The sequence below is a fragment of the Pseudomonas neuropathica genome, assembly GCF_051174785.1.
Classification (GTDB): domain Bacteria; phylum Pseudomonadota; class Gammaproteobacteria; order Pseudomonadales; family Pseudomonadaceae; genus Aquipseudomonas; species Aquipseudomonas neuropathica_A.
In genome coordinates this window covers 446647-473557 of the sequence record NZ_CP195111.1, presented here as the reverse complement: position 1 = coordinate 473557, position 26911 = coordinate 446647, and the positions used below count along the sequence as shown (strand labels likewise).

27 protein-coding genes are annotated in these 26911 nt (G+C 59.6%); 9 read left to right on the top strand and 18 right to left on the bottom strand.

Features of this window, described 5'->3' with window-relative positions; all coding sequences use genetic code 11:
• Positions 1-40: 40 nt before the first annotated feature.
• Positions 41-382 (top strand): hypothetical protein, encoded by a 342-nt coding sequence (locus ACRRSD_RS02290; RefSeq protein ID WP_435036932.1) that lies wholly within the window; start codon positions 41-43, stop codon positions 380-382.
• Positions 383-1494: 1112 nt separating this feature from the next.
• Positions 1495-2136: a LysE family translocator gene (locus ACRRSD_RS02285; protein WP_435036931.1), complete on the top strand. Its 642-nt coding sequence runs from the start codon at positions 1495-1497 to the stop codon at positions 2134-2136.
• On the opposite strand, the gene ACRRSD_RS02280 is transcribed toward ACRRSD_RS02285, so the two are convergent.
• The 7 genes from ACRRSD_RS02280 to ACRRSD_RS02250 form a co-directional block, all read right to left on the bottom strand.
• Positions 2133-3326, bottom strand: coding sequence for a GAF domain-containing sensor histidine kinase (locus ACRRSD_RS02280; RefSeq protein ID WP_435036930.1), 1194 nt, complete (start codon positions 3324-3326; stop codon positions 2133-2135). The genes ACRRSD_RS02285 and ACRRSD_RS02280 overlap by 4 nt on opposite strands.
• Positions 3327-3463: 137 nt before the next feature.
• Complete coding sequence (locus tag ACRRSD_RS02275; protein WP_435036929.1) at positions 3464-5629, bottom strand: TonB-dependent siderophore receptor; 2166 nt, start codon at positions 5627-5629, stop codon at positions 3464-3466.
• A 284-nt stretch (positions 5630-5913) separates the two neighbouring features.
• Positions 5914-6753, bottom strand: a complete 840-nt coding sequence (gene yghU, locus ACRRSD_RS02270) for a glutathione-dependent disulfide-bond oxidoreductase (RefSeq protein ID WP_435036928.1) — start codon at positions 6751-6753, stop codon at positions 5914-5916.
• Between the two features lie 354 nt (positions 6754-7107).
• Positions 7108-7578 (bottom strand): hypothetical protein, encoded by a 471-nt coding sequence (locus ACRRSD_RS02265; RefSeq protein ID WP_435036927.1) that lies wholly within the window; start codon positions 7576-7578, stop codon positions 7108-7110.
• A complete protein-coding gene (locus ACRRSD_RS02260; protein WP_435036926.1) occupies positions 7547-7957 on the bottom strand; it encodes a GFA family protein in 411 nt (136 codons plus the stop codon). The genes ACRRSD_RS02265 and ACRRSD_RS02260 overlap by 32 nt, the downstream gene beginning before the upstream one ends.
• 2 nt (positions 7958-7959) lie before the next feature.
• Complete coding sequence (locus tag ACRRSD_RS02255) at positions 7960-9036, bottom strand: alpha/beta hydrolase family protein (protein WP_435036925.1); 1077 nt, start codon at positions 9034-9036, stop codon at positions 7960-7962.
• An 88-nt stretch (positions 9037-9124) separates the two neighbouring features.
• Positions 9125-10036, bottom strand: coding sequence for a LysR substrate-binding domain-containing protein (locus ACRRSD_RS02250; RefSeq protein ID WP_435036924.1), 912 nt, complete (start codon positions 10034-10036; stop codon positions 9125-9127).
• A 123-nt stretch (positions 10037-10159) separates the two neighbouring features.
• Between ACRRSD_RS02250 and ACRRSD_RS02245 the strand changes: the two genes are divergently transcribed.
• Positions 10160-10435 (top strand): DUF2798 domain-containing protein, encoded by a 276-nt coding sequence (locus ACRRSD_RS02245; protein WP_435036923.1) that lies wholly within the window; start codon positions 10160-10162, stop codon positions 10433-10435.
• A gap of 134 nt (positions 10436-10569) precedes the next feature.
• Here ACRRSD_RS02245 and ACRRSD_RS02240 read toward each other — a convergent pair whose 3' ends face one another.
• Entirely contained in the window at positions 10570-11340 is a 771-nt protein-coding gene (locus ACRRSD_RS02240; RefSeq protein WP_435036922.1) for an APH(3')-II family aminoglycoside O-phosphotransferase, read from the bottom strand.
• A 185-nt stretch (positions 11341-11525) separates the two neighbouring features.
• On the opposite strand from ACRRSD_RS02240, the gene ACRRSD_RS02235 reads away from it, so the two are divergent.
• Positions 11526-13313, top strand: a complete 1788-nt coding sequence (locus ACRRSD_RS02235) for a thiamine pyrophosphate-requiring protein (RefSeq protein WP_435036921.1) — start codon at positions 11526-11528, stop codon at positions 13311-13313.
• 122 nt (positions 13314-13435) lie between these two features.
• Complete coding sequence (locus tag ACRRSD_RS02230; protein WP_435036920.1) at positions 13436-14206, top strand: DUF72 domain-containing protein; 771 nt, start codon at positions 13436-13438, stop codon at positions 14204-14206.
• A gap of 520 nt (positions 14207-14726) precedes the next feature.
• Here ACRRSD_RS02230 and ACRRSD_RS02225 read toward each other — a convergent pair.
• The 9 genes from ACRRSD_RS02225 to ACRRSD_RS02185 form a co-directional block, all read right to left on the bottom strand.
• A complete protein-coding gene (locus ACRRSD_RS02225; RefSeq protein ID WP_150774739.1) occupies positions 14727-14942 on the bottom strand; it encodes a hypothetical protein in 216 nt (71 codons plus the stop codon).
• Between the two features lie 118 nt (positions 14943-15060).
• A complete protein-coding gene (locus tag ACRRSD_RS02220; protein WP_435036919.1) occupies positions 15061-16740 on the bottom strand; it encodes an MFS transporter in 1680 nt (559 codons plus the stop codon).
• A gap of 188 nt (positions 16741-16928) precedes the next feature.
• Positions 16929-17696, bottom strand: a complete 768-nt coding sequence (gene phnE / locus ACRRSD_RS02215) for a phosphonate ABC transporter, permease protein PhnE (RefSeq protein WP_435036918.1) — start codon at positions 17694-17696, stop codon at positions 16929-16931.
• Positions 17693-18517 carry a PhnE/PtxC family ABC transporter permease gene (locus ACRRSD_RS02210; protein WP_435036917.1) on the bottom strand — a complete coding sequence of 275 codons (825 nt, stop codon included), beginning with the start codon at positions 18515-18517 and terminating at the stop codon, positions 17693-17695. Before ACRRSD_RS02210 ends, phnE begins: the two co-directional genes overlap by 4 nt.
• Complete coding sequence (locus ACRRSD_RS02205; RefSeq protein ID WP_435036916.1) at positions 18511-19308, bottom strand: phosphonate ABC transporter ATP-binding protein; 798 nt, start codon at positions 19306-19308, stop codon at positions 18511-18513. The genes ACRRSD_RS02210 and ACRRSD_RS02205 overlap by 7 nt, the downstream gene beginning before the upstream one ends.
• Positions 19305-20168, bottom strand: coding sequence for a putative selenate ABC transporter substrate-binding protein (locus ACRRSD_RS02200; RefSeq protein WP_435036915.1), 864 nt, complete (start codon positions 20166-20168; stop codon positions 19305-19307). Before ACRRSD_RS02200 ends, ACRRSD_RS02205 begins: the two co-directional genes overlap by 4 nt.
• Before the next feature lie 206 nt (positions 20169-20374).
• Positions 20375-20947 carry an HD domain-containing protein gene (locus ACRRSD_RS02195; protein ID WP_435036914.1) on the bottom strand — a complete coding sequence of 191 codons (573 nt, stop codon included), beginning with the start codon at positions 20945-20947 and terminating at the stop codon, positions 20375-20377.
• Positions 20948-21022: 75 nt separating this feature from the next.
• Positions 21023-21580, bottom strand: a complete 558-nt coding sequence (locus tag ACRRSD_RS02190) for a helix-turn-helix domain-containing protein (RefSeq protein ID WP_435036913.1) — start codon at positions 21578-21580, stop codon at positions 21023-21025.
• 72 nt (positions 21581-21652) lie between these two features.
• Positions 21653-22054, bottom strand: coding sequence for a RidA family protein (locus tag ACRRSD_RS02185; RefSeq protein WP_435036912.1), 402 nt, complete (start codon positions 22052-22054; stop codon positions 21653-21655).
• A gap of 113 nt (positions 22055-22167) precedes the next feature.
• Here ACRRSD_RS02185 and ACRRSD_RS02180 point away from each other — a divergent pair, with 113 nt between their 5' ends.
• The 4 genes from ACRRSD_RS02180 to ACRRSD_RS02165 all read left to right on the top strand — a co-directional run bounded on the left by ACRRSD_RS02180 (position 22168) and on the right by ACRRSD_RS02165 (position 25630).
• Positions 22168-23112, top strand: a complete 945-nt coding sequence (locus ACRRSD_RS02180) for a LysR substrate-binding domain-containing protein (protein WP_435036911.1) — start codon at positions 22168-22170, stop codon at positions 23110-23112.
• A 45-nt stretch (positions 23113-23157) separates the two neighbouring features.
• Entirely contained in the window at positions 23158-24183 is a 1026-nt protein-coding gene (locus ACRRSD_RS02175; protein WP_435036910.1) for a GlxA family transcriptional regulator, read from the top strand.
• Positions 24184-24788: 605 nt separating this feature from the next.
• The gene (locus tag ACRRSD_RS02170; protein WP_137216857.1) at positions 24789-25154 is read left to right on the top strand and encodes a DUF6124 family protein; all 366 of its coding nucleotides are present in this window, start codon (positions 24789-24791) and stop codon (positions 25152-25154) included.
• 119 nt (positions 25155-25273) lie between these two features.
• Positions 25274-25630 (top strand): DUF6124 family protein, encoded by a 357-nt coding sequence (locus ACRRSD_RS02165; protein ID WP_435036909.1) that lies wholly within the window; start codon positions 25274-25276, stop codon positions 25628-25630.
• Positions 25631-25822: 192 nt separating this feature from the next.
• Here the strand turns inward: ACRRSD_RS02165 and ACRRSD_RS02160 are convergent, their stop codons facing one another.
• Positions 25823-26851 (bottom strand): alpha/beta fold hydrolase, encoded by a 1029-nt coding sequence (locus tag ACRRSD_RS02160; protein ID WP_435036908.1) that lies wholly within the window; start codon positions 26849-26851, stop codon positions 25823-25825.
• Positions 26852-26911 lie beyond the last annotated feature (60 nt).

Below are 26911 nucleotides of genomic sequence, written 5' to 3'. Positions count from 1 at the left end.
TTGCCGGTTGAACCGAACCTTTATTTTCAGGATTTTACCGATGCGTGTTTTATTCGTGCCTGCCATGGCTGTCGCTTCTTTGTTGCTCGCCGGTTGCGCTTCGGCGCCGAACAATCCGAGCCTTACTTTGCAGACCAGCAAGACGCCTGCGCAGTACGCCGATTGTGTGGTGCCGAAGTTGCAGGGCAGTGCGTTGAACCCGACTGTTTCGCAGACTCAGCGTAGTTATCGGATTGTGGTGCCGAGCAAGGTTTCGGCTGACAACGTGCTTGAGGCGTACAAGGCGGGTAATGGCGGCAAGGTGTTTATCTACGAGCGGCATTTGTTGGCTTCGAACCTTTTGCCTTCGAGTTTTGAGCGGGCTGCGCAGGATTGCATCTGATTTGGCTTTTGTACGTATTTGACTGAGCTCCTTTGGTTGGCCGCAACCAACCAATTTTTTGCCTCGCGCCTTCATGTGGTTGCGGGGCTTTTTTTTGTTTGGGCTTGGCGGCCTTTGGGCCGACCATGCTTGGGGTGTTCTTTGTGAATATCCGTTGCTGTGGTGATGGCTTATTACGGTTTCGCCCTTACAGCGACTCACTTTTTTTCAGACGCCAAAAAAAGTAAGCAAAAAACGCTTGCTCCTGCGTGCGGCCCGCTCGCTGGGGCTCGGGGTTCCTTCGCTGCGGGATCGATCCGGGCGCAGCGCCTACGGTTTGCTTCGCTGCACCTCCTCTCGCTGTGTTTGGCTGCGCCAAACGGTCGCTGCGCTCCCACGCCCGGATCAATCCCTCCACTCAGCCTTCCGACGTCGCCCGTGGATCAAGATCAAGAGCTGCAGCCGAGCTAACGCTCATCCTGTTGAGTGGTGAGAAGCGGGGCGGGGGGGCGGTTTTTTATTTGTTTTTTTTTGAGTACGGCTCGGTATTTCACGTCGGCGTAACTCTGGTAGTCACCTCGGTCAGTCCCCTCTCCCTTTGGGAGAGGGCTAGGGTGAGGGGCTTTTGATTCGTTTCAGAATTTGAGCCCGGCTCGGTATTTCACGTCGGCGTAACTCTGGTAGTCACCACGCTCAGTCCCCTCTCCCTTTGGGAGAGGGCTAGGGTGAGGGGCTTTTGATCTGTTTGAGAATTTGAGTTCGACTCGGTATTTCACGTCGGCGTAACTCTGGTAGTCACCACGCTCAGTTCCCTCTCCCTCTGGGAGAGGGCTAGGGTGAGGGGCTTTTGATTCGTTTCAGAATTTGAGCCCGGCTCGGTATTTCACGTCGGCGTAACTCTGGTAGTCACCACGCTCAGTTCCCTCTCCCTCCGGGAGAGGGCTAGGGTGAGGGGCTTTTGATTCGTTTCAGAATTTGAGCCCGGCTCGGTATTTCACGTCGGCGTAACTCTGGTAGTCACCACGCTCAGTTCCCTCTCCCTCCGGGAGAGGGCTAGGGTGAGGGGCTTTTGATCTGGGCTATGCAGCCGGTTGCTGTAACATGTGGCGTCTTCACTCTGGCGAGCAATGAAAATGGATTCTCACTCGATACTGACGTTCACTCTGGTCGCGGCAATTGCCATCGCCAGCCCGGGGCCGGCGACTTTGATGGCGATCAATAACAGCCTCGCTCATGGGCAGCGCAGCACGATCTGGTCGTCGTTGGGTAACGCCAGTGGTTTGTTCTGTCTGTCGGCGGCGGCGATGTTGGGGTTGGGGGCGTTGTTGGCCAGTTCGGAACTGCTGTTCAATGCGGTGAAGATCATCGGGGCCGGGTATCTGTTCTACCTCGGCGTCAAGCAGCTGTTCAAAAAAGGGCCGATGCTCCCGGAGGGTATCGAGGGGGAGGCGAGCAAGGTTCGGCCGACTCGAGGCAAGCTGTACAAGTCGGCGTTTCTGACGGCGGTGACCAACCCCAAGGCGACGATGTTTTTTACCGCGTTGTTTCCGCAGTTCATTGATCAGGGCGCCGCGCTGTTGCCGCAGTTTTTGATCCTGACCTCGATCTTCATGGCGTTGTCGGTGTCGTCACTGAGCGTTTATGCCGCGCTGGCCTCGCGGGCCAAGGGCGTGTTGACCCGTCCGGCGTTGTCCCGTTGGGTCAGCCGGGTGGTAGGGTCTACGTTTATCGGGTTTGGCGCGGCGATTCTGACGATGCGTCGGCAGGCGGCTTAAACCCATTTGAACCGGGCCGGGAATCTCGCCACGAAGCAGGTTCCCGACTCGGCGCTTGAGGTCACGCTCAACGTGCCGTTGTGTGCCATCGCTATCTGCGAGGCGATGTAGAGCCCCAGTCCCAAGCCCTCGCAACGTTGCCCGGCTTCGGCGCGGGAGAAGGGTTCGAACAGCAAGGGCATCAGTTGCGCTGAAATCGGCGTGCCCTGGTTGGTCAGGGAAATCACGATCTCGTCGTTTTCTGCACAGGCTTTGAGGACGATCGGTGTTCTGTTCAAGCCGTGGGTAACCGCATTCCCCAGCAGATTGGAAAGCAACTGGCTGATGCGCAACGCATCGCAATAGACGCCTGCCGGCACGTCCAGCTCATCGATGAAAATCGCTTGCGGGTGCGAGGCTTTAACCTCAGCGAGCGTCAATTGCAGGGTCTGCTGCAAGTCATCCACCAGCTTGCGCTGCACCGGAATTCCGCCGCCCAGTCGTCCTCGGGCAAAGTCGAGGATGTTTTCGATCAACACGCCCATGCGCACCGAGCTGTTGCGAATTGCCGCAATCAGGTTGAGCGAACGTTTGTCTTCGGTTCTGCTTTCCAGCAAGTCGGCGCTCATGCGCACTGCGCTCAGTGGTGTGCGCAAATCATGGCCGAGTACGGCGATGAATTGCTCGCGCAGGCGTCCGAGTTCATTGGCGTTGTTCAGCTCGATCTGGGTCGCTTCCAGATGGCGTTGCGTGTCCAGGTTCATCGCGATCAATTGAGCGAACAGGGTCAGTGTTTTGATAATGGCCGGTTCATCGATATTGGCCGGGACCGAGTCGATGGCGCACAGCGTGCCGAAGAAGTCGCCGTTGGCTTTGACGATGGGAATGGAAATGTAGCTTTCCAGCCCATAGGTTTTCGGCGTGTGGTGAAGCGAGAAGACCGGGTGGGCGCTGGCATGACCGAATATCACCGGCTGCTGGTGCTGGCGGATCTCGTGGCAGATGGTTGATTCGAGCACCAGTTCGCCACCGGGTTTTAGCCCGAAATCAATCGAGTCATCGACAGCGCACGCCACCCAGTTTCGCTCGGTGACCCTTGCCACCGCGGCGAACCGCATGCCAGTGAGGTGTTTGACCATGCTCAGGATGACCGGCACCGAGTCAATACTGCGGATGGCTTCGATGTCGGGTGCAAAGTCCGGGTTGGTCATGGGGGCGATGCTTTGTGATGAGTTCGCTCAGAGCCTATATCGTATTGCCGGTCATGACCAATGCGGTGGGCAGAAAATACAAGGGCGCCGCGGATTTCCCGGGCGCCCTTGTTTTGTTACGCAAGATCGTCAGCGACTCAGAACTTGTATTTGGCGGTCAGCATGTAACTACGCGGGTTGCCATAGTTGTCGGTGGAGCCCCAGGTGACATCGGAGCCGATGGCGGAGTAGTAGACACGGTCGAAGATATTGTTCGCGTTGACTTGCAGATCCAGGTGTTCGTTGACTTCGTACCCGGCCATCAGGTCGGTGACCGCATAACCGCCCTGTTCGAGGCGGTAGCTTCCGTTATTGGCCAGGGTGATGTCGTTGTACATGCGGCTCTGCCAGTAGACGTTGCCGCCCACGCGCAGATTCTGCAGCGGCCCCTGGAAGCGGTACACGGTGGACACCTTGAACAGATGCTCGGGTGTGTCGGTATCGAAACGCTGATTGTTGTTCGCCGGGTTTTCGTCCTTGATGTAGTGCGCGCGGGTGTAGGTGTAGCCGGCGCCGACCTGCCAGTTTTCGGTCAGCGCGCCTTGCAGTTCCATGTCCACGCCTTGGCTGCGCACTTTGCCTGATGTGTTGTAGCAGGTCATGACCGGGCAGCCGAACTGGTTGTCGGCGAGGGTGGCGCGGCCGGTCTGGTCCATCTGGAACACCGCCAGGCTGGCGTTGAGGGCGCCGTTGAAGTACTCGCCCTTGATGCCCACTTCGTAGTTTTCACCGACGATCGGCTCGAGCACTTTGCCGCCGAGGTCTTTCTGGGTCTGCGGGGTGAAGATGTCGGTGTAGCTGGCGTACACCGAGTGATGGTCGTCCAGTTTGTAGATCAGGCCGGCGTAACGGGTGAGGTTGCGGGTGACCTTGTAGTCGCCGTCGGCCGTGCGGTCATCGTAGTCGTACCAGTCGAGGCGGCCGCCGAGGATCAGCGTCAGCGGATCGGCCAGGCTCAGGCGGGTGGTCAGGTACACGGCGTCCTGGGTGGTGACGCTGCGGGTTTTGCCATCACGGACGAAGTCGGGCTTTGGCGCGCCGATCGGCCAGGCGGTGGTGTACGGGTCGTACTCCCTGGTCGTCGCGTCATACACACGGTTGCTCGCGCCGACGACCAGTTCATGGGTGCGACCGAACGCTTCGAACGGGCCGCTGGCAAAACCGTCGAATGCGCGCTGCTTGTCGGTGTGATGGGATTGATAGGCTGTGGTTTCCAGCGGGCCGGCGTAGCGCGACAGGTAAGTCCCGGAGAACTCGCCGTCGAGGGTCGATGATGAGCCGGCGACGTGCAGTTTCCAGTCGTTGTCGAAGCGATGCTCGACTTCACCGAACACGGTGTCGATTTGCAGCTTGCGGTTTTCCCAATCGGTGCCCGGGTAAGTGGAGCGGGGCAGATCCAGGTGGTGGCCGTTGGTGCCGAGCGGCAAACCGCCCCAGAAATAGTTGGTCTGTTCGTTCTGCCGCGAGAAGCCAAGGGTTGCGGTGGTGCTGTCGCTCAGATCGGCTTCACCGATGGCGTAGAACAGGCCATGGTCGTTCTCTTCCTTGTCGCGAAAGCTGTCAGCGCCTTGGTAGGAACTCACCACTCGGCCGCGCAAGGTGCCACTGTCGTTCAGCGGGCTGGAGGCGTCGATTTCGCCACGGTAGTCGTCCCAGCTGCCGGCCGCGCCGGTGAGGGTCACGCGTTGATCGGCGGTCGGCCGTTTGCGCACCATGTTGATCGCCGCCGACGGGTTGCCGGCACCGGTGACCAGCCCGGTTGCACCGCGGACGATTTCGACACGGTCGAACATCGCCAGGTTTGGTTGCACCGCCATGGAGTAAGGCGAGTACGCGCTGGGCAGGCCGTCGTACATGATGTTGTCGATGTCGAAACCGCGCGCCTTGTACGTCTGCCGTCCCGGACCGCTGGTCTGGCTGAGAAACAGTCCCGGCGTGCCCTTCACCACATCGTTGATGCTGGTCATGTTCTGGTCGTCCATGCGCTGGCGAGTGATCACCGTCACCGCTTGGGGCGTTTCGCGCATGGTCAAAGGCAGCTTGGTTGCCGTGCTCATCGGGCCAGTGGTGTAGGACTGCGTGTCTTCGGTGGTGCTGCTCATCTGGGTGGCGCCGATTTCGGTGGCGTCCAGTTCCAGCGTGCCCGCTGGCGCAGCGGGTGGTGCTTGATCTGCCAGCGCAGGTGCGATGCTGGCCATGCAGATGGCGAGCGCCAGCAGGTTAGGTGAGAGGTTTGCGCGGCGGTAATTGGTGTGAAACGACATCTAACTGATTCCCCCAAAGTACGAAAACGAATCTGATGCAGGCGTATGTAATAATTGTTCTCATTAGTGTCTCAGATCGCATTCGTGGAGAAAAGGCGTACGAGTCAGTTAGTTAACGAATTTTTCACAAGCGTCCGGAGGCTCTGCCTCGGGGGATCCGCAGGGACATGTGGGTTTTCGGGGGCGTGCGAGAGATGAATCAGGGCGCAACGGCCGGACACAAAAATCTGCGCCGGCGCTGCTGATGGGGCACGCTCAGCGGATGAGCGTGATTGAAAGGGTGGTCAGTTCAGATCCTCGGCCTGGTGCCGCTCGGGCACCTGAGTCGCCTCATCGCCCCACGTTCGATTGACGCGTTGCCCGCGAATGACGGCCGGCCGTTTGGCAATCTCCTCTGCCCAGCGCTGCACGTGCGTGTATTCGTGGGCCGCGAGAAACTCGGCGGCGGAGTAGACATTGTTGCGTACCAGTTGCCCATACCACGGCCAGACCGCGATGTCGGCGATGGTGTAGCTGTCACCCGCCAGGTAAGTGCTTTCGGCCAAACGCCGATCAAGCACATCCAGTTGCCGCTTGGCTTCCATGGTGAAGCGGTTGATCGGATACTCCATCTTCTCCGGCGCGTAGGCATAGAAATGGCCGAAGCCGCCGCCCAGATAAGGCGCCGCGCCCATCTGCCAGAACAGCCAGTTCAAGGTTTCGGTACGGCCGGCCGGGTCTTTCGGCAGAAAGGCGCCGAATTTTTCCGCCAGATAGAGCAGGATCGAGCCCGATTCAAACACACGGATCGGCGGTTCGACGCTGCGATCCAGCAGCGCCGGGATTTTCGAGTTCGGGTTGATCTCGACAAACCCGCTGGAGAACTGATCGCCCTCGCCAATGCGGATCAGCCACGCATCGTACTCGGCAGCGCTGTGCCCCAGCGCCAACAACTCTTCCAGCAGAATCGTCACTTTGACGCCGTTGGGCGTGGCCAGTGAATACAGCTGTAACGGGTGCTTGCCCACCGGCAGGGTCTTGTCATGGGTTGGCCCGGCAATCGGTCGATTGATGCTGGCGAACTGGCCGCCAGACGGGGCTTGGTTTTTCCAGACCTGGGGCGGAACGTACGGCGCTTTGCTCATGTAAGGGGCCTCATCGTTGGCGAGTGGAAAAATACCTGCTGAGAATAGACAGGACACCACAGAACCGGCTTCGTATTCCAGAGCGCGATGGATTCCTGTGTTCCGATTGCCCGTTGCCCGGATTGGGCATCGCTATGGCGTCCTTTTTGATGGTGCAGAACGAGCTCGAATCCGGGCAGTTGATCGCACCGTTTGGCTTTATTCAGGACGGATCGACCCACTGCCTGCTATCACCACGGCCGTTTGAGAACTGTGCCAATAGCACAGCTTTCAGGACATGGCTGAGCGAAGCGATGAGCGCTTGCTCACGTCAGCTCAACGGTGATTTGCTATGCGATTGAGCGGCCGCGTCATTCATTTCGCGCGCATATAACGTACCCATTCGCTGGCTTTTCTGAAACCATGAAAACCCAGGATCGAGACGGCGATGACCGCGATCATCGGCCCGGTCACACCCAGTCCTGTGGTCATCTGGACGTAGGCAGCGAGGGACAGTGCAAGCACCGCATAGCCGGCGAGGTACTTCCTGTAAGCGATCAAGAGCATTGGCACCATCAGCACGACAAACAGATGAGTGGCGGTGGTGATCAGGATTTCTGCGACCAATTGAACTGGCACGCTGCCCATGGCTGCCTGAGCCATGGTTATTTCGGCGTCATACAGAAACACCTGCAACGCAATGACAGTTAACGCGGCCATTACCAGCGCAGGGAAAGCCGCTTTTTTTGAGAGTTTCATCTGATCTCGGGTTTGCAAAGGGTGAAGCAGCGTCTGGCGAATGAATCTTTCAGGCTCAGCGCTGCGGCCATTGATCCTTGATTTCAAACCACGGTGCTTTCGACGTCACTTCGACGTGTTGCTGTTTTTCCGTGGTGAACGTCGTGTCCAGCGTGCCCAGGGCTACCGAAATCCAGTCGCGGTACTCACCCTGATTGTTTGCCCAGAACAGCGACGAGCCGCAGTTCAGGCAAAACTGGCGTTGTACCGATTGCGAAGACTGATAGGCCTTGAGCTGTTCGCCGCCCTCCAGCAGTTCCAGGTTCTGGCGCAGCACGCTGCCATAACTGGCAAACGCCGCGCCGTGGCTTTTGCGGCATTGGCTGCAATGGCAGTGCGAAAGTGCTTTGGGCCGTGAGCGGATCTGGTATTTCACCGCTCCGCACAGGCAACTGCCCCGGAAGGTTTGAGGGGAGGGCGTCAGCATTGTTATTGCGGTTCCTTGTAAGTGACGGTTTGTTTCTGACTGTCAGGTGACTGCGCGAGGAAATCGGTGATAAGGGAAACCACTTGCTGCTGGATCTGCGCGCGTGGCCGGCCGCCCTCGCCATCGGTGCAGATGATGCTGTCGCCCGGTACATCCTCGTCGAGCATGGCCACGGCGCCAGGTTTGCAGATTGCCATGAAACTGAAGTGACTGGCGTCGCTGATCTCGACGAAACGCGATGAGGTTTTCGGCAGGCGTTTGGCCAAATCGACAGATTCCAGCTGAGCGGGCAGCTCTTTCGACGGTACACCGGCAGCGATCACCAGGATCGGCACGGGGTAGTTTGCCAGGCTGGCATCGGTCATCCCGCGCGACAGACCCAGGTCCAGTGAAACCACGGCAGTGACGCGCTTGTCACGCCAGTCGGCGGCCAGTCGGGCTTTCGATTGCGCAGTGCTTGCCGTGTTCATCTGTTGGTACGCCGTGCAACTGGCCAGTTGCGGATGGATTTTGCAGTCTTCGGCAAAACGCTCGGGGTCGAAGCGCGCGCCGCCGGCTTCGAGCACGGTCCAGCCGCCGAGTGAATGGCCGACAATGGCAATTCGATCCTTGGCCACCGCGCCGAATTTTTCCGGTTGCGCCGTCACAGCATCAATGGCCCGGCTGAGGTCGACCGGACGTTGCCACAGTTGTGCCGCCGCTTGTGGGCTGCGATCGCGGCTGGTGGTGCCGGGATGGTTGACTGCCGCGACGATGTAACCCTGATGCGCCAGCGCACTGGCCAGCCAGGTCTGGTTGATCCAGCTTCCGCCATTGCCGTGGGACAGCACCACCAATGGATGCTCGCCCTTGGCGGCCGGGGCGTCGAGCACCGCCGGTGCGCCAACGAAGACCGGGTTGTCGCCGAACATCTGCGGTGTCTTGGCCGTGGTCGAACCGGGGTACCAGACGACCATTTCCAGCGGGCGCTCGTTGCGCGGATCCGCCAGCGTGGCGTACTGGAAACCAACGGGTTGGGCGTCAGCGATTGCGTGGCAGCTCAAGCCGATCAGAAGCAGCGCGCCGAGAGACTTTTTCATTGTTGTTATCTTCCGTGATGGACCGTTTTGGCGAGGTGGACTTTGACTGATTTCGCGCGGTTCAGCGAGCCTCTTTGGGCCCCGCGTCTTAAACATTTTCCATCGGCCAGCGCGTGGCCAGATGCGCGCCCAGATAATCCAGAAAGGCTTTGACCTTGGGCGTCATCGCCGCGCGTTCCTGGACGCAGGCGTAGATGTCCATTGGCTGGACGACGCTGTGTTCAAACAGCGGCACCAATTGCCCGCTCGCCAGATACGGCGCCGCCACAAACTCCGCCAGTCGCGTGACCCCGGCCCCGCGGACTGCCATTTGCGCCAGGGCATCGATGTCATCACTGATGGCGGTGGCATTGACAGGCGCGTCGAAACGCTGGCCGTCGCGCATGAAAGTCCAGCGCAGAAAACGTCCGTCCAAGGGATAACGAAACGCGAGGCAGGCATGGTTTTGCAAATCGTCCGGCGATTGCGGGCGCCCGGCGCGCTGAAGATAGGCCGGCGCGGCGCACATGATGAAGGGCAGTGAAACGATCTTGCGCGCGACGATGCCGTCCTCCAGTTGCGGCTTGATTCGCAGGCTCAGGTCGATGCCGTCCTGGATATGGTTGATCTTGCCGTTGGTGGTCGAGAGTTCAATCAGCAGGCGCGGGTGCTGTGCGCCAAAACTGGCGATCAGTGGCGCCAGCACATGGCGGCCGAACGCTGAGGTGGAGGCAATGCTCAGCCGGCCTTGCAGCTCGGTTTCATCGTTGTTGATCGAGCTTTGCGCGGCCTCCAGATCGGCGGCGATGCGCCGGACCTTCTCGTAGTACACCGCGCCGTTTTCAGTCAGCGCCATGCTGCGCGTGGTGCGTTGCAGCAGACGTACGCCGAGGTGCGCTTCCAGCCGATTGATCGTCTGGCTCACCGCCGCCGCGCTGACGCCCAGCGTCTTCGCGGCGCCGACGATGGAGCCGGACTCGACCACTTTGATAAAACTGGCAATCGCCGCTAACAGATTCATCCATGGCCCGCTGAGGTTTGATTCGTAAGTTCTGCTTTATAAAGTACCTGCGGTTGAGCGTCTAGTTGCTCGGGGGCGGCTTTGCTAACGTGCGGTCTCCCTGTCAATGGATGGAAAAGCCATATGAATCAAAGAACAAACGCCGAAGCCATGATCATCGGGCGCCGCAAGCTGTCGCCGCGTGCCACGCCGTATGTGTTTGCGTTGTACATGGCAACGATCATGGCCTTTCTGATGTCGCTGGTGATCACGGCCGCCAACTCGGGAATTGATAACGACTACCTGAGTAATGCCTTGCACGCCTACAAGCTGGCGATGCCGATCGCGTTCCTGTGCATCCTCGTCGTGCGGCCGATCGTGATCAAACTGGTGGCGTGGACGGTGCATCCGCATCGTTGAAAGCCTCCACGTCAGTAGTGACTGTTCTGACGTCTTCGCGAGCACGCTCGCTTCCACATTTGGAACGCATTTCCCTGTGGGAGCGAGCCTGCTCGCGAATGGCCTCACCGCAAACTGGCAGGTCTGTGGATGCCTCAGAAAAACTCGTCAAGCAACTGATAAAAGGCGATCCGCTGTAGATCCGGCTTCACGCCATACACCTCGAAAAACAACGCCAGCCACTGCTCGCCAAGGTTGTTCGTGATGCTGTGGGCGGCCAACGCCAGATCCTGATAACGGTCAGCGACGCCCAGCCGTCCGCAGTCGACAAACCCGCTGAAGCGGCCATCGTCAGCGAGCAGATTGGGCAGGCACGCGTCGCCGTGGGTCACCACCAGATCCTCGTGCGTCGGGCGTGCGGCGAGCATCTGCTGGAACACTGCTTCGGCAGATTGGCCAAGGCGCGAATCGTCGAAGTCTTGTTCGTCGATCAACCCGGCGAGCAGGTGTTCGCGGGCCCTTTTGATCTTCTGCTCCAGGCAGTGATCGAACGGGCAGCTATCGATCGCGACCGTGTGCAATGTGTGCAAGGCCTCTGCGGCGAGCGTGACGATCTGCTGAGGTGAGAGATCCGCGCTGCTGGCCAGATCCCGCCCCGGCACGGCGGTCATCAACAGCCAATTGTGTTCCGCTTCCGTGGCGGTGTCGAGCACACGCGGCGCCGGCAAATTCTGAGTCGCCATCCAGCGTAACCGCAGCACTTCACCGGGTAACTCGCCCCAGGTCATCACCTGCTCGGTTTTAACGAATTGCGGCGCCGCCCCTGCAGGCGTGATCCGCCAGACATCAGCGCGGGATTCACCAATGGTCTGCTGTTCGCTGGCTGCACCGGCAAACTGGCTGCGCCATGCTGCTGGGAAATCCATGTCTTTGCTCCTTGCGATTATCGATGCGCGCATTGTGCCGTCCTGACGGTTTTATCCGCAAACAACAACCGGCTCAGGGAAATCCATCGAAACTTCGCCGACAAGCTCACTGTCCAGACCCTTACACCTCCCGGCGGATGTTGTGTCGGGGCAGCTCCATGCAGCGGAGAAAGACGAGGATCGAGATGACGATGACAGTGGGAGATTTTCTGGTTGAGCGGCTCAGCGAATGGGGCGTTACGCGGATTTTTGGCTATCCGGGTGATGGCATCAACGGCGTATTCGGCGCGCTCAGCCGGGCCAAGGGAAAAATCGAATTCGTCCAGGCGCGGCATGAAGAAATGGCTGCGTTCATGGCCTCGGCGCATGCCAAGTTCACCGGTGAGTTGGGTGTGTGCATCGCCACTTCCGGCCCCGGCGCTTCGCACCTGATCACCGGCCTCTACGATGCGCGCATGGATCACATGCCGGTGTTGGCCATCGTCGGTCAACAGGCGCGCACGGCGCTCGGCAGTCACTATCAGCAAGAACTCGATCTGGTGTCGATGTTCAAGGATGTCGCCGGGGCGTTTGTGCAGCAGGCTTCGGCGCCTTCACAGGTGCGGCATCTGCTTGACCGTGCAGTACGCACCGCAGTCGGTGAGCGCCGGGTGACCGCGCTCATTCTGCCCAACGATTTGCAGGAGCTGAAATACGAAGCGCCGGCGCGCGAGCATGGCACCGCCCATTCCGGTGTCGGTTACACGAAACCGAAAGTAGTGCCGTACGACGCTGATCTGCAGCGCGCGGCCGACGTTTTGAACGCCGGAGAAAAGGTTGCGATCCTGGTCGGCGCCGGGGCCTTGCAGGCGACTGATCAAGTCATCGCGGTGGCGGAAAAACTCGGCGCCGGCGTTGCCAAGGCGCTGCTGGGCAAAGCCGCGCTACCCGACGATCTGCCTTGGGTCACCGGCAGCATTGGCTTGCTGGGCACTGAACCCAGTTACAAATTGATGAGCGAATGCGACACGTTGCTGATGATAGGTTCGGGCTTTCCCTACGCGGAGTTTTTGCCCAAGGAAGGTCAGGCCCGTGGCGTGCAGATCGATTTGCAGCCCGACATGCTCAGCCTGCGCTATCCGATGGAGGTCAATCTGCTCGGCGACTCGACAGAAACCCTTGCCGCGTTATTGCCGCTGCTCGAACAGAAAACCTCAAACAAATGGCGCAAGAAAATCGAAGGCTGGCGCGGAAGCTGGGAAAAAACCCTGGAAAGACGTGCGATGGCCAAAGCCGACCCGGTCAACCCGCAAAGGGTGGTGTATGAGCTGTCGCCGCGCCTGCCCGATGCGGCCATCATCACCAGCGACTCCGGCTCCTGCGCCAACTGGTTTGCCCGCGATCTGAAGATCCGCCGTGGCATGCAGTGCTCATTGTCCGGTGGCCTGGCGTCCATGGGTGCGGCAGTGCCTTACGCCATTGCCGCCAAATTCGCTTACCCCGAGCGTGCGGTCATTGCGCTGGTGGGCGATGGTGCGATGCAGATGAACAACATGGCCGAACTGATTACCGTCGCCAAATACTGGCGGCAATGGGCAAGTCCGAAATGGATTTGCGCGGTGTTCAACAACGAGGATCTCAATCAGGTCACTTGGGAACAGCGGGTGATGGACGGCGATCCGAAGTTTGAAGCTTCGCAGAGTATTCCGGACGTGCCTTATCACTTGTTTGCCATTTCCATTGGCCTGAAAGGCATTTTTGTCGATCGCGAAGAAGACGTCGCCGCTGCCTGGGAAAAGGCACTGGCCTCGGAGGTGCCGGTGGTGATCGAGTTCAAGACCGACCCGAACGTGCCGCCCTTGCCACCGCACATCAAACTTGAACAGGCGAAGAAATTCGCCACGACGTTGCTCAAGGGCGATCCGGATGAGGCCGGGGTGATCGTGCAGACCGCTAAACAGGTACTCGGCGCCGTGTTGCCCGGCAAAAAATAACCGGTTAATCGACAGACAACTGTAGGAGCTGCCGGAGGCTGCGATCTTTTGATCTTGATCTTTAAAAACAAAATCAAAAGATCGCAGCCTTCGGCAGCTCCTACAGGTCAGGAGGTGGACTTTTGATTTATGTGGGCTGTGCAGGCTGGAGTCTGGGGCGCGAGCATTGGCCGGCATTTCCGGTGGAAGGTTCGCATTTACAGCGCTACGCCGCGCGCCTCAACGGCGTGGAAATCAACAGCTCGTTCTACCGCCCGCATCGTCGGCAAACCTATGAACGCTGGTCAGATGGCGTACCGGAGGCGTTTCGCTTTTCGGTGAAAATGCCCAAACACATCACCCATGAATTACGCCTGGCGGGTTGCGAGGCGGCGCTGGATAAACTCCTGGCTGAGTGCGGTGGGTTGGGCGAGCGCCTCGGCTGCTTGCTTGTGCAATTGCCGCCATCACTGGTGTTCGACGCCACCATCGCCGAAGCCTTTTTCACGACACTGCGTCAGCGGTTTTCCGGCCCTGTGGTGCTCGAGCCACGGCATGAATCATGGGTCACTGCTGAGCCGATGTTGATGACTTTTCAGATCGCCCAAGCGGCCGTCGATCCCTCGCGCATCAGCAGTGATGCGGCGCCCAGGGGCTGGGCGGGAACCCGGTATTGGCGACTGCACGGTTCACCGCGCATTTACCACAGCGCCTACGATTCAACTTATCTGCTAGACCTCGCACAAGCTCTGCAATCAGCGGCCGCAGCAGGTGCAGCGACCTGGTGCATATTCGACAACACCGCCAGCGGCGCAGCGCTGGGCAACGCCTTGACGCTGGCCGCACTGACGGCCGATTGGGAGCAGATATGTGCGGCCGTGAAACTCAACCCGGCGAAGAAGCCCTCACCCTAGCCCTCTCCCAGAGGGAGAGGGGACTGACCGCGTTGCTCGCGCAAGCTACGCCGACTTGAAATACCGAGTTGAACGCAAGATTTTAAGAGCACACAGATCGGCTCCCTTTCCCCCTCGCTCTTGGGGGAGAGGGGACTGACCGAGGTGTTTGTGCAAGTAACACCGACTTGAAATACCGAGTTGAACGCAAGATTTGAAGAGCACACAAATCGGCTCCCTTTCCTCCTCGCTCTTGGGGGAGAGGGGACTGATCGAGCTGTTCATGCAAATGACACCGACTTGAAATACCGAGTTGAACGCAAGATTTGAAGAGCACACAAATCGGCTCCCTTTCCTCCTCGCCCTTGGGGGAGAGGGGACCGATCGAGCTGTTCATGCAAATGACACCGACTTGAAATACCGAGTTGAACGCAAGATTTGAAGAGCACACAAATCGGCTCCCTTTCCCCCTCGCCCCTTGGGGGAGAGGGCTGGGGTGAGGGGGAGATTCAGCAGACTGTTGCGATCGCCTGCAAAAACACTAATTACCGTCGGCCACTTTGCGTTCGATCTCATCGATCTTGCGCTGCAGCGTCTCGGCGTCTTGCTCCTTCACTCTTGTGGACGAGGGCGTGATGACTTCATCCACAGCTTCGGTGTCATCGTCCCGGTCTTCAAGATCGCGCTCGACTACGTTCACCGGTTTGCCGGACGTATCGGTGGGCGGGGCGTTCGGGGTTTTATCGTCGCTGTTCATGTTGGTGACCTCCAGTGGTGTAGACATTGGAGGCGGGCAGTGCGGCAGGCGTTCGATATTTTTGCCAGGCTGTGCCGAATGGCGCCCTCCCGCGATGGAGAGGGCGCGCTGATGGTTTTCAGTCCTTGAGAATGTCGCGATCCTTGGTTTCCGGCAGGAAGAACGTGCCCAGCACCGCCGTCATCACCGCTATCACGATCGGATACCACAAGCCGTAGTAGATATCCCCGGTCGCGGCAACCATGGCGAAAGCCACCGTCGGCAGGAAGCCACCGAACCAGCCGTTGCCGATGTGATACGGCAGCGACATCGAGGTGTAGCGGATGCGGGTCGGGAACAGCTCGACCAGCCACGCCGCGATCGGGCCGTAGACCATGGTCACGTAGATCACCAGCACGGTCAGCAGGAGCAACACCATCGGGTAGTTGGTTTTCGCCGGATCGGCTTTCTCCGGATAACCGGCTTCTTTGAGTGCAGTGCCGAGGGTCGCGGTGAACGCATCGTTGCGGGCCTTGAAGTCGGCGGCCGTCAGGGCGCTGCCTTCGAAACTCTCGACGACTTTGTCACCGATGCGCACTTGCGCGACGGTGCCGGGTTCGGCGATCACGTTCTCATACGGGATCGCCCGTTTCGCCAGCAGGGTTTTAGCCAGGTCGCAGGAGCTGGTGAATTTGGCCTTGCCCACCGGATCGAACTGGAAGGAGCACTGGTCGGGGTTGGCGATCACTTTGACCGGGTTCTTCTCCTGAGCGATGAACACATCGGGGTTACCGTACTGGGTCAGCGCGTGGAAGATCGGGAAGTAGGTCAGCGCCGCCAGAATACAGCCGGCCATGATGATCGGCTTGCGCCCGATGCGGTCGGAAAGACTGCCGAAAATCACGAAGAACGGCGTGCCGATCAGCAACGAGCCGGCAATCAGCAGGTTGGCGGTCTGCGGGTCGATCTTCAGCGTCTGCAGCAGGAAAAACAGCGCATAGAACTGCCCGGTGTACCAGACCACCGCTTGCCCGGCCGTACCGCCGAGCAATGACATGATCACCACTTTGAGGTTGTCCCAGCGCGCAAAGGATTCGGTCAGCGGCGCTTTCGACGCCTTGCCTTCGGCCTTCATTTTCTGGAACACCGGCGACTCGCTCAGTTGCAGGCGGATGTACACCGAGACGATCAACAGCAGGATCGACAGCAGAAACGGAATCCGCCAGCCCCACGCTTCGAAGGCTTCGGTGCCCAGCGCCGTGCGGCAGGCGAGGATCACCAGCAGCGACAGAAACAGGCCGAGGGTCGCGGTGGTTTGAATCCACGACGTGAAGAAGCCGCGTTTGTTGCGCGGTGCGTGCTCGGCCACGTAGGTCGCGGCGCCGCCATACTCGCCACCCAGCGCCAGACCTTGCAGCAGGCGCAGAGTAATCAGGATGACCGGGGCAGCGACACCGATGGTCGCGTAGCCGGGCAAAATACCGACAATCGCTGTCGACACACCCATGATGACGATGGTGATGAGGAACGTGTGCTTGCGCCCGATCATGTCGCCGAGCCGGCCGAACACAATCGCCCCGAACGGCCGCACCGCGAAGCCGGCGGCAAAGGCGAGCAGGGCAAAGATGAACGCGGTGGTTTCGTTGACACCGGCGAAGAAGTGCTTGGCAATGATCGCCGCCAGTGAGCCGTAGAGGTAAAAGTCGTACCACTCGAAAACCGTGCCCAAGGACGAAGCGAAGATGACCTTGCGCTCCTCCTTGGTGATGCCGCCGCTGCGCGGTGGACTGCCGGTGGATGCTGTGTCGATTGTGGCCATGGGTGTTCTCCGTCGTGCTTATTGTTGTAGGCCGGAGTCCCCCGTTACCGCTTATCGCACTCTGGCCTTGTGGCGTATGCCGCAACTGCTCTCGCGTGAAACTTGCACAGTCTGACCGCCTCGCATTGCTGCAGGGTTTCCTGAAGCATAATCAGCTTTTGCCAGATATCCAGCCGTCGGCCTGCCTACTAGGCCTTCACCCAGCGCTGCCGACTCCACGCACTCAGCCAGTCGACCACAAACACCAGCACCAGCATTGCCAGAATCACCGTACTGGCCTGGGCTTCCTGAAACAGGCTGAGGCTCACATAGAGCATCTGCCCCAGCCCGCCGGCACCGACAAAACCCAGCACGCTGGCCATGCGGATGTTGTTTTCCCAGCGATACAAAATGTACGCCAGCAGTTGCGGGGCGAGATTCGGCAAAGTGCCGTAGCAGAGGGCCAGGATCGGATTGCCGCCCTGCAAGCGAATGGCTTCGGCCGGTTGTGGCGGGGTGTTTTCCAGTGCTTCGGCGAACAAACGACCGAGCACGCCGGTGGTGTGCAGGGCGAGGGCGAGGGTGCCAGCGTTCGGGCCGAGGCCGGCGGCGAGCACCATCAGTGCGGCCCAGACCAGTTCCGGAATCGCCCGCAAGGCGTTGAGCAGCAAGCGCGAGGCACTTTGCAGCGGCCAGCCGCAACGCCCGGCGGCGGGTAGGGCGAGAACGATGCCGAACACCGCGGCGAGCAGGGTGCCGAGGGCCGACATGGCCAACGTTTCCAGCGAACCATGGAAGATTGCCTTGAGGTAATCGGCGCTCAGATCCGGGCTGAGAAAGCGCTGCACATACGCGCCCATCTGCTTGAGACTGGTGGCGCTGCCCAGTTCACCGAGATCCAGTCCCAGATAAGCGAAGGACGCGATGACCGCCAACGCGATGCCGGCGATCAGCAGCAGATTGATCAGGCGATTCATGTCAGCCTCCAACGCAGCAAACGGCTGAGTTGGTCGGCGGCCAATACCAGCACCAGGAAACACAGCAGGATACTGGCGACCTCACCGCCGGCGAACATGCGGATCGACAGGTCGATCTGCTGCCCCAAACCGCCGGCGCCGACAAAACCCATCACCACCGAGGCGCGGATCGCGCATTCCCAGCGATAAACCGTGTAGGAGAGCAGTTCCCCGGCGACATTGGGCAACGTGCCGTAAGCAAACGCCGCCAGTCGGCCACTGCCGGCCTGCAACAGCACGTGCGCCGGGCGCTGATCAGTGGACTCGAAAATCTCCGCGTAGACCTTGCCGAGCATGCCGCTGTAGGTGATGGCGATGGCCAGCACACCGGCGGCTGGGCCCAGCCCGACGGCGCGTACAAACAACAGCGCCCAGACGATTTCCGGCACGCTGCGCAAAAAAATCAGCAAGCCGCGTACCGGCCAGCGCAGCAAACGCCCCAATCGACTGGGCACACCACCGCGCGAAGCGGCGGACAGCGACAGCGCGCGACTGGCGATCAGGCCCGCCGGTATTGCCAGCAACAACGCCAAAGCCATACCGGCGGTGGCGATGGCCAAGGTTTGCAGGGTGGCTTTGAGCAGTAACTGGAGAAACCCTTCGTCGTGCGCCGGCGGCCAGAACTGCGCAACAAAACGGCCCATTTCATTCTGGCTGTCGGGGAGCAACACGCCCAGATCCAGCTCGCTGAGCTGAATGCCCGGCCACAGCAAGGCAATCGCCAACAGTGTCAGCAGCAGCCGTGGCCACGCCGCGGGATCCCGTGAATCGGCTTTCAGCATCGTGGAATCTGCACAGTCAAAGGCGCAACCGTAGCGACTGGCGATTGCAGTTTTTCGTTGGCGTACAGCGCATCGAGCATCTCGTGGCTGACTTGATCAGAAGGGCTGTCGAACAGAATCTGCCCGTCGCGCAGACCGATGATCCGAGGGAAATGCGACAACGCCAGATCCACCGCATGCAGGCTCGCCACCAGCGTGACGTTGTGCTCGCGGGCATGCCGCGAGAGGATCGACAGGGTATGCCCGGCCATGACCGGGTCCATGGCCGACACCGGCTCGTCGGCCAAGAGGATTTCCGGCGCCTGATACAACACGCGGGCAATGCCGACACGCTGCAACTGGCCGCCGGACAATTGCTGGCAATGGGCGAACAGTTTTTCGCCCAGATCCAGTCGCGCCAGCGCTGCACGTGCACCGGCTACATCCAGTGGATGCAACAGGTTCAGAAGACTTTTGCCCAGACTCCATTGGCCGAGTTTGCCGGCAAGTACCGCTGTGATCACACGCTGACGTGGCGGCAACGGCGGTGCCTGATGCACCAGACCAATGCGCGCGCGCAGACGCTGACGCTGGCGGGCGGACAAGTGCCAGGCACGCTCGCCGAGCACTTCGATCTCGCCGCTGCTGGGACGCAATGCGGTGGCCAGCAGGTTGAGCAAACTCGATTTACCGGCCCCGGACGGGCCAATGATGGCGACCTGTTCGCCAACGCCAATCTGCACGTCGACACCGCGCAGGGCGTCGACTCCATTAGCGTGGCGCAAGCTGCCCTGTTTGAGGCTCAGGATCATTTCAGCAGTTCGGCAGCGCGGGCGGCTTCCTCGATGCCCTTGTAGTTCTCAGGCTTGGTGTCGATAAAGCGGCTGGCCGCTTGCAGATCAAGAATCTTTTTCTGCTCCGGGTTGGCCGGGTCCAGATCGAGGAAGGCTTTCTTGATCTTCGCCGCCAGCGCCGGGTCGAGGGTGCCGCGCACGGTCCAGTTGTAATCGAAGTAGGTCGGGGTGGTGGCGAAGACTTTGACCTTGTTGGTGTCGACCTTGCCGGCATCCACCAGTTTCTGCCAGACGCTGGCGTTCAGGACACCAGCGTCGACCTTGCCGGCCTGCACCCAGGCCACGGTGGCATCGTGGGCGCCGGAGTAGGCGACGCGGCTGAAATAAGCTTCAGGTTTGATGTTGTCGTTCTTCAGCATGAAATAACGCGGCATCAGGCTGCCGGAGGTGGACGACACCGAACCGAAAGCGAATGTCTTGCCCTTCAGATCCGCCAGGCTTTTCACGTTCGGGTCAGCGGTGATGAATTTGCTGGTGAACTGCGCATCCTGCTCGCGCTGAACCAGCGGAATGACTGGCGTGGTTGCATCAGTCTTCAAACGCGCCTGCACAAAGGTAAAACCGCCGAGCCAGGCCATGTCGAGGCGATCAGTCGCGAGGGCTTCAACCACCGCTGGATAGTCGGCCACCGGTACGAACTGCACTTTCATGCCCAGTTGCTGTTCCAGATAAGTACCCAGTGGTTCGAATTTGCGCAGCAGTTCGGTCGGGGCTTCGTCGGGAATCGCGCTGACGCGCAAAACGTCGGCGGCTTGCACCACCAAAGTAGAAAAGGACAGGGCCAGGCCGGCGGTCAGTGCCAGGGTTCGTTTGAGCATGGAATTCTCCGTTTCGTGAGCATCAAAAGGGCTGAAGTGGCGACGTGAGGCGCAAACTCAGGGTAGACGAAACGGCGAGGTTATACGCACTCGAGGCGTCAAAGACCAGCATCAACAGATGTGAATTTTGTAAGCCGGACAACCCTTGAAGGCGAGCGTTGATCACATTGTTCGCCTGGGCGCGAGCGATGCCGGACGCGACGAGTTCACTTCGCTTGCTGGATTCTTGCCTGAGTGTCCTGATCGATGAGGCCGCGCAGTGCGGCGAAAATCGGTGCGGCACTGGTGTGCTGCTTGCCGTAGGTCAGATTGAAGCGGTAGTCGAAATCCGCCGGGTTCTGGCCCTGAGTGTGTTGCAACAGGGTTTCCAGCTTGTCCAGTGCCTTGACCGCTTTGGCTTCGGCAGACCGGGCATGTTCGTAGTCGTCCCACAACGCAAGAATCTCGTTGCTCAGGGCATCATCGAGTGTGCGGGTCAGCAACAACAGATCGTTGCGCTCCTGCTCGCTCTTGTGCGGAAAAGCTGTCTGATCGACCGCCGGGATATCACCATTGAGCGCTTCGCCCAAGTCGTGAATCACGCACATTTTCAGTACTTTCAGCAGATCGAGCCCGACCAGTTCATCGGCGAATACCATCGCCATCAGGCACAGGCGCCAGCTGTGTTCGGCGGTGCTTTCGTTGCGGCCATTTGAGGTGTGTGCGCTTCTGAGGACGTCCTTGAGCCGTTCTGCGTCGCGGAGGAATTCAAGGCGTGCGCTGATTTTTTCGAGGTCCATAAACTTGCCCGGTGGTGGAACCGAGGAGCAAGCCTAGAGCCGTGGCGACAAAGCGTCCACGCATAAAATATGCGTTCAGAGCGTCTCGACCAGCCGCGCGGCAGTGCCGTCGGACAATGAAATACGCGTCCAGCGGCACAGACTCTGGCGGATCGGCACAAGGTCGGAGTCGTTATTGCCGGTGACAAACTCCAGCGCCGGTGGCGCCTGCAGTTCGCGCCAGCCGAGGGAGTCGAGCGCCCGTTCGTTGCGGGCAATTTCCGGCGTCACGAAACGCCACAGCGATTGCCCGAGCCATTCGCTCAGCGGACTGGCGAACTGCGCGGCACGGGCCGGGGAACAGGCCAGCAAGCGGTGGGTGAGGTCGCAGACCAGGTGCACCGGTCGCGTGCTCTCGCGCACAAGTCGGGCGAGGGCTTGGTCGGCAGCCGTGTCCAGGCGGGCGGCCAGCAGATGCTCAAGCTGTTGATGTGCCGCCGGCTCCATCGCCTGCACGCCGCTTTCCCAACGGGAAATGGTCGATTGGGTGACGTTGAACATCTCGGCGGCATGGCTTTGCTTGACGCGATGCAACAGGCGCCAACGACGCAGGGCGATGCCGGGCAGGGCCGGTTTGAGCAATGACTCAGGCATGACGGATGCCGCAAAGACTGAAGGGCCGACAGTCTGAAGACAGTCGGCCCACGCTGCAAATCGACCTGACGATCAGGCCGCTTCGGGCAGTCTGGCGATCACCTTGATCTCGAAATCAAAGCCATACAGCCACGTCACACCAATCGCGGTGGCGGTCGGGTGCGGCGCCTCGCCCCAGAACTCCGTCAGCACCAGATTCCAGATCGTTTCGAACTTCGCCTGCGGATCAACGATGAACACGGTGACGTCGACCACGTCGTCGAACGTGCACCCGGCTTCATTGAGGATCGCATTCAAATTGCTGAAAGCCTGACGCACCTGGTTTTTCAGGTCTGGCTCTGGCGTACCGTCCTCGGTGCTGCCGACTTGCCCCGAGACAAACAGAAAACCGTTGGAACGCACCGCCGGCGAGTAACGATGGCGCTCGTAAAGTGCGCGGCGGGCAGGCGGGAAAACAACATCGCGCTGGGTCATGGGTGTCTCCATCAGTGAGTTGATGAAGTCACTTTAGGTATTTGCAGCCGGGCGATAAACGCGCAAGCTTGGCGTTCACTGTTTGTGAATCGCAAACAATCAGAGGCTCAATCGTGGACCGATTTGACGCAATGCAGGCGTTCGCCCGGGTGGTCGAGGCCGGGAGCTTCACCAAAGCCGCCGAAACCCTGCACATGAGCAAGACCACCGTCACCCAACTCGTGCAACAACTGGAGGCGCGCCTGCGGGTCAAGCTGCTCAACCGCACCACGCGCAAGGTCAACGTCACCGCCGACGGCGCGGTTTATTACGAACGGGTGATCAAGCTGTTGGCCGACATGGACGATGCGGAAACCAGCCTGCCCGGCGCCGCTTCAATGCCACGCGGGCGTTTGCGCATTGACGTACCGAGCCCGTTCGCGCGGCTGATTCTGGTGCCGGCATTGCCGCAGTTTCATGCGCGTTACCCGGACATCCAGATCGACATGGGCGTCAGCGATCGCATCGTCGACATCATCGATGAGAACGTTGATTGCGTGGTGCGCGGTGGTGAGTTGCTCGACCAGTCGTTGATGGCACGCAAGATCGCTGATCTGCCATTAGGCGTGTTTGCCGCGCCTGCCTATCTGGAGCGCGAAGGTACGCCTGCCCATCCGCGCGAACTGGAAAACTCTCGACATCGCGTGGTCGCCTTCCTCTGGGCGCGCACTGGCAAACCGGTGCCCTACGCCTTGCACAACGATGTCGAGCAGTTGCACATCAAGGGCCGCCATGTGCTCGCGGTCGATGACGGCAATGCCTACCTCGCGGCAGGTTTAGCGGGCATGGGCGTACTGTGGTTACCCAAGTACATGTCGAAAAGCCACGAAAAGTCTGGAGAATTGGTGCCACTGTTCGAAGGCTGGCAGCTCGACCCGATGCCGCTCTATATTGCGTATCCGCCGAACCGCCATGTCAGCCTGAAGCTGCGGGTGTTCATCGACTGGATTGTCGAGGTAATGGCGCAGCATGACCCGGTGATCGATCGGCCGCGATTGCGAGCAACGACAGGTGATTGACTCTGACGCCATTCGAGCCAACTATCGCCGCATAACAACATACCGATGGACCATAACTTGATCGAACGACGCCAATTCAGCGGAGGCATGAAGGGGAAAAACCTCCGCTATCTGAATGAGCAAAGCGCGGATGACCCGCGCATGACCCGCACCGGTTTTCTGCTGCTCGAACACTTTTCATTGCCGGCCTTTACCCAAGCGCTGGATACGGTTGTCACCACCAATCTGTTGCGCCCGGGGTTGTTTTCGTCGCGCACGTTTGGCCTTGGCGATGGCGAGGTCATCAGTGATCTGGGCCTAGTCATCCGGCCTGATGCACGTCTTGATGCTGCCGCGCTTCAGCAACTGGATTTGCTGGTGGTTTGTGGCGGGTATCGCACCGAACTGCGCGCGAGTGATGAGTTTATTCATTTGCTGAGGGCCGCAGCGGAGCGGGGCATCAGTCTCGCCGGGTTGTGGAACGGTTCGTGGTTTCTCGGCCGCGCCGGGCTGCTCGATGGCTACCGTTGCGCGATCCACCCGGAGCATCGCCCGGCGCTGACTGAAATTGCCAAAACTACCCATGTCAGCAGCGAACCCTATGTGATTGATCGTGATCGCCTCACCGCATCGAGTCCGTCCGGGGCTTTCCATATGGCGCTGGACTGGATCAAGGGCTTGCACGGCAAAGCCTTGGTCGAGGGTATCGAAGACATTCTGGCGTTCGAGGAATCGCGCTACCGGCGAATCAAACCGGATGAAAACCTCTGCGTCAGTGCGCCGCTACGGGAGGTGGTGAAACTGATGGATGCCAATCTGGAGGAACCGCTGGAGCTGGAGCAACTGGCGGTGTATGCCGGCCGATCCCGTCGTCAGCTGGAGCGCTTGTTCAAGGAACAATTGGGCACCACCCCGCAGCGTTATTACCTGGAACTGCGCATCACCGAAGCAAGGCGTTTGCTGCAACACACCGAGCTGTCACAAGTGGAAGTGCTCGTAGCGTGCGGCTTCGTTTCCCCAAGCCATTTCAGCAAATGCTACAGCTCATATTTCGGCTACAGACCCTCCAAAGAGAAACGACTGGTCAAATAACCCAAGCCGTTACCCACCTGAATTCACCTCGATATCCCACGTCGGCGTACCTCCCCCAAACACCCCGGTCAGTCCCCTCTCCCTCAGGGAGAGGGCTAGGGTGAGGGAATTTGCAGGCGGCACTAACCGCTTCCTCACCAAATTCACCGCGATATCCCACGTCGGCGTACCTCGCCCAAACACCCCGGTCAGTTCCCTCTCCCTCAGGGAGAGGGCTAGGGTGAGGGGCTCTTAAACACCATCACCCACACACGTTTAACTTACACGCACTGTTACGCCATAACGGCTACAACACCTTGCGCCGTTGCCTACGCGTACGCCAGAATCCGCCGGCTTACGCGCCTTGAGGCGGGCTGTATCGTTTCCCTGTCACTGCAAAACAGTGATCGGGTTTGGTAGCCCGTTTCTTGACAGCCCGTATTGCATCACCTTATGCGGTCTCTTTTTTGGGACTCGGTTTTATATGGTGGCCATGCGTGGGGCCCTTTCGGGGGCGCCGGGGTTTACTCTGTCTTGACCGGTCTACCAACCCACGTGTGGCCGCCACCCTTCGTTTGGTAGCGAAAGTGACGGCTCTTCAATACTTTCAAGACAAAGAGTCCTTCATGTTCAAAATTACGCCAAACCCGCCAGAAACCGATCCCATCCCCTACGACGCCGCACTCGAACCTCGAAACATCAAAGAGGCCACCGAACGCGCGATCAATTTCTACCTCAATCCTTCCGCGCAGAAGACTTCAATACCCACCCGCAAGACCGGCAAGATTTACCTAATCGACCCGACGGTGGATAACGAAACCTTGCTCGTCGAAGCCACTGAAACCTTGTCCTCTGCCAGTGACATGGCCCGCGATCTCGCCGATTCGATTGACCCTTCACAGCGCAAAAAGATGCTGATCCTGCAACAGGTGATCATGCTCAGTGAGCTGGTGGTCGGCCGAGTTCTGGATAACCAGCGCTTGCCGCACTAGTCGCGATGCAGATAGGTGAGGGGGTGTGCCCCCTCATTTGCACGGAAGCGTCCGCAATCGCGGCGCTTCACGCCTTCTATCAAAGAACCCGAAGCGGTTCTTGTCTGGAGTTTCAGCTGATGTCTCAGCCACCCGAACCACCGGTCACAGACCTGGTGTCCCCGTACGCATCGCCCAATTCAAGAAAACTTCACGAAGCGGCAGAACGTGCGCTTGACCATTACCTGTTGCCTGCCGCAATCATGGCCACACCCTACACGCCCAATGCTCTGTTCATGGCCAACCCGCAAGCCGACACCGAGGCGTTACTCACCAACGCTTGCGGATCGTTGGCGTCCGCGTCGGTCATGCTCGGTAATTTTGCCGGAATGCTGGAAGGGCCAAATCGCCATACCCTGCTGGGCATTGCGCAAGTGGTCATGTTGGGGGAGTTGGCGGTGAACAAGGCGTTGGATCTGGTTGCGCCAACCGAGTGATCGCGCCGGTGTCTGGTCGGGCGTGATCGCGAGCAGGCTCACTCCTACATTTGAAATGCGTTCCCCCTGTAGGAGTGAGCCTGCTCGCGATGACGCCCGTTCAGGCAAAGCATCTGCAAACCGTGACCATCCCTTAATCCCATCCTCAAATAATCAAGCAGTCAGCCTTCGCGGCTGACTGCTTTTTAGTTTCTACAGGTGATCCGCATCAATTACAGCCTTGGCAAACGCCTGCGGATCTTCCTGCGGCAAGTTGTGGCCAATCCCGCCATTGATCAAGCGGAACTGATACTTGCCGGTGAAACGCTTGGCGTAATCCTCCGGCGCCGGGTGCGGTGCACCGTTGGCGTCGCCTTCAAGGGTAATGGTCGGCACGCTGATCGACGGTGCGGTGGCGAGCTTCTGCTCCAGCGCGGCGTACTTCGCTTCACCCTGCACCAGGCCCAGACGCCAGCGGTAGTTGAACACGGTGATATCGACATGATCCGGGTTCTCCAGCGCCTTGGCGCTGCGGTCGAACGTGGCGTCATCGAACTTCCATTGCGGCGAAGCCAGTTGCCAGATCAGTTTGGCGAAATCATGGGTGTTCTTTTCGTAACCTGCGCGGCCACGGTCAGTCGCAAAGTAGAACTGATACCACCACTGCAATTCCGCCTTGGGCGGCAACGGGTTCTGCCCGGCGGCCTGATTGCCGATCAGATAGCCACTGACCGAAACCAAAGCTTTCACCCGTTCTGGCCATAACGCCGAAACGATGTCCGCCGAACGCGCGCCCCAGTCATAGCCACCGAGCACGGCTTGCTTGATCTTAAGCGCGTCCATGAAGTCGATGACATCGCTGGCCAGCGCCGCCGGTTGACCATTGCGCAGGGTGTCTTTGGAGAGGAACTGCGTATCGCCATAACCCCGCGCATAGGGCATCAACACCCGATAACCCTTGGCCGCGAGCAACGGCGCGACTTCATCGTAACTGTGGATGTCGTAGGGCCAGCCGTGCAGCAGGATCACCGCCGGGCCGTCGGCGGGGCCGGTTTCGGCGTAGGCAACGTCGAGCACGCCAGCCTTCACATGCTTGAGCGGGCCGAAAGGCGAGGGCGCGGAATAACTGACGGCGGAAGGTTCAGCGGTTTGCGCCTGAGCGTTGCCAAAAGCGCCGAACAACGACAAAGCCAGAATCGACAAACCGAACGCGGTTTTGCGGGTGTGCAGTGCCATCTTCATTGTGACGTCTCCTTTGCGAGCTTTTGGCCAAGGGTTCTGAATGAACACCTGAAACCTTGA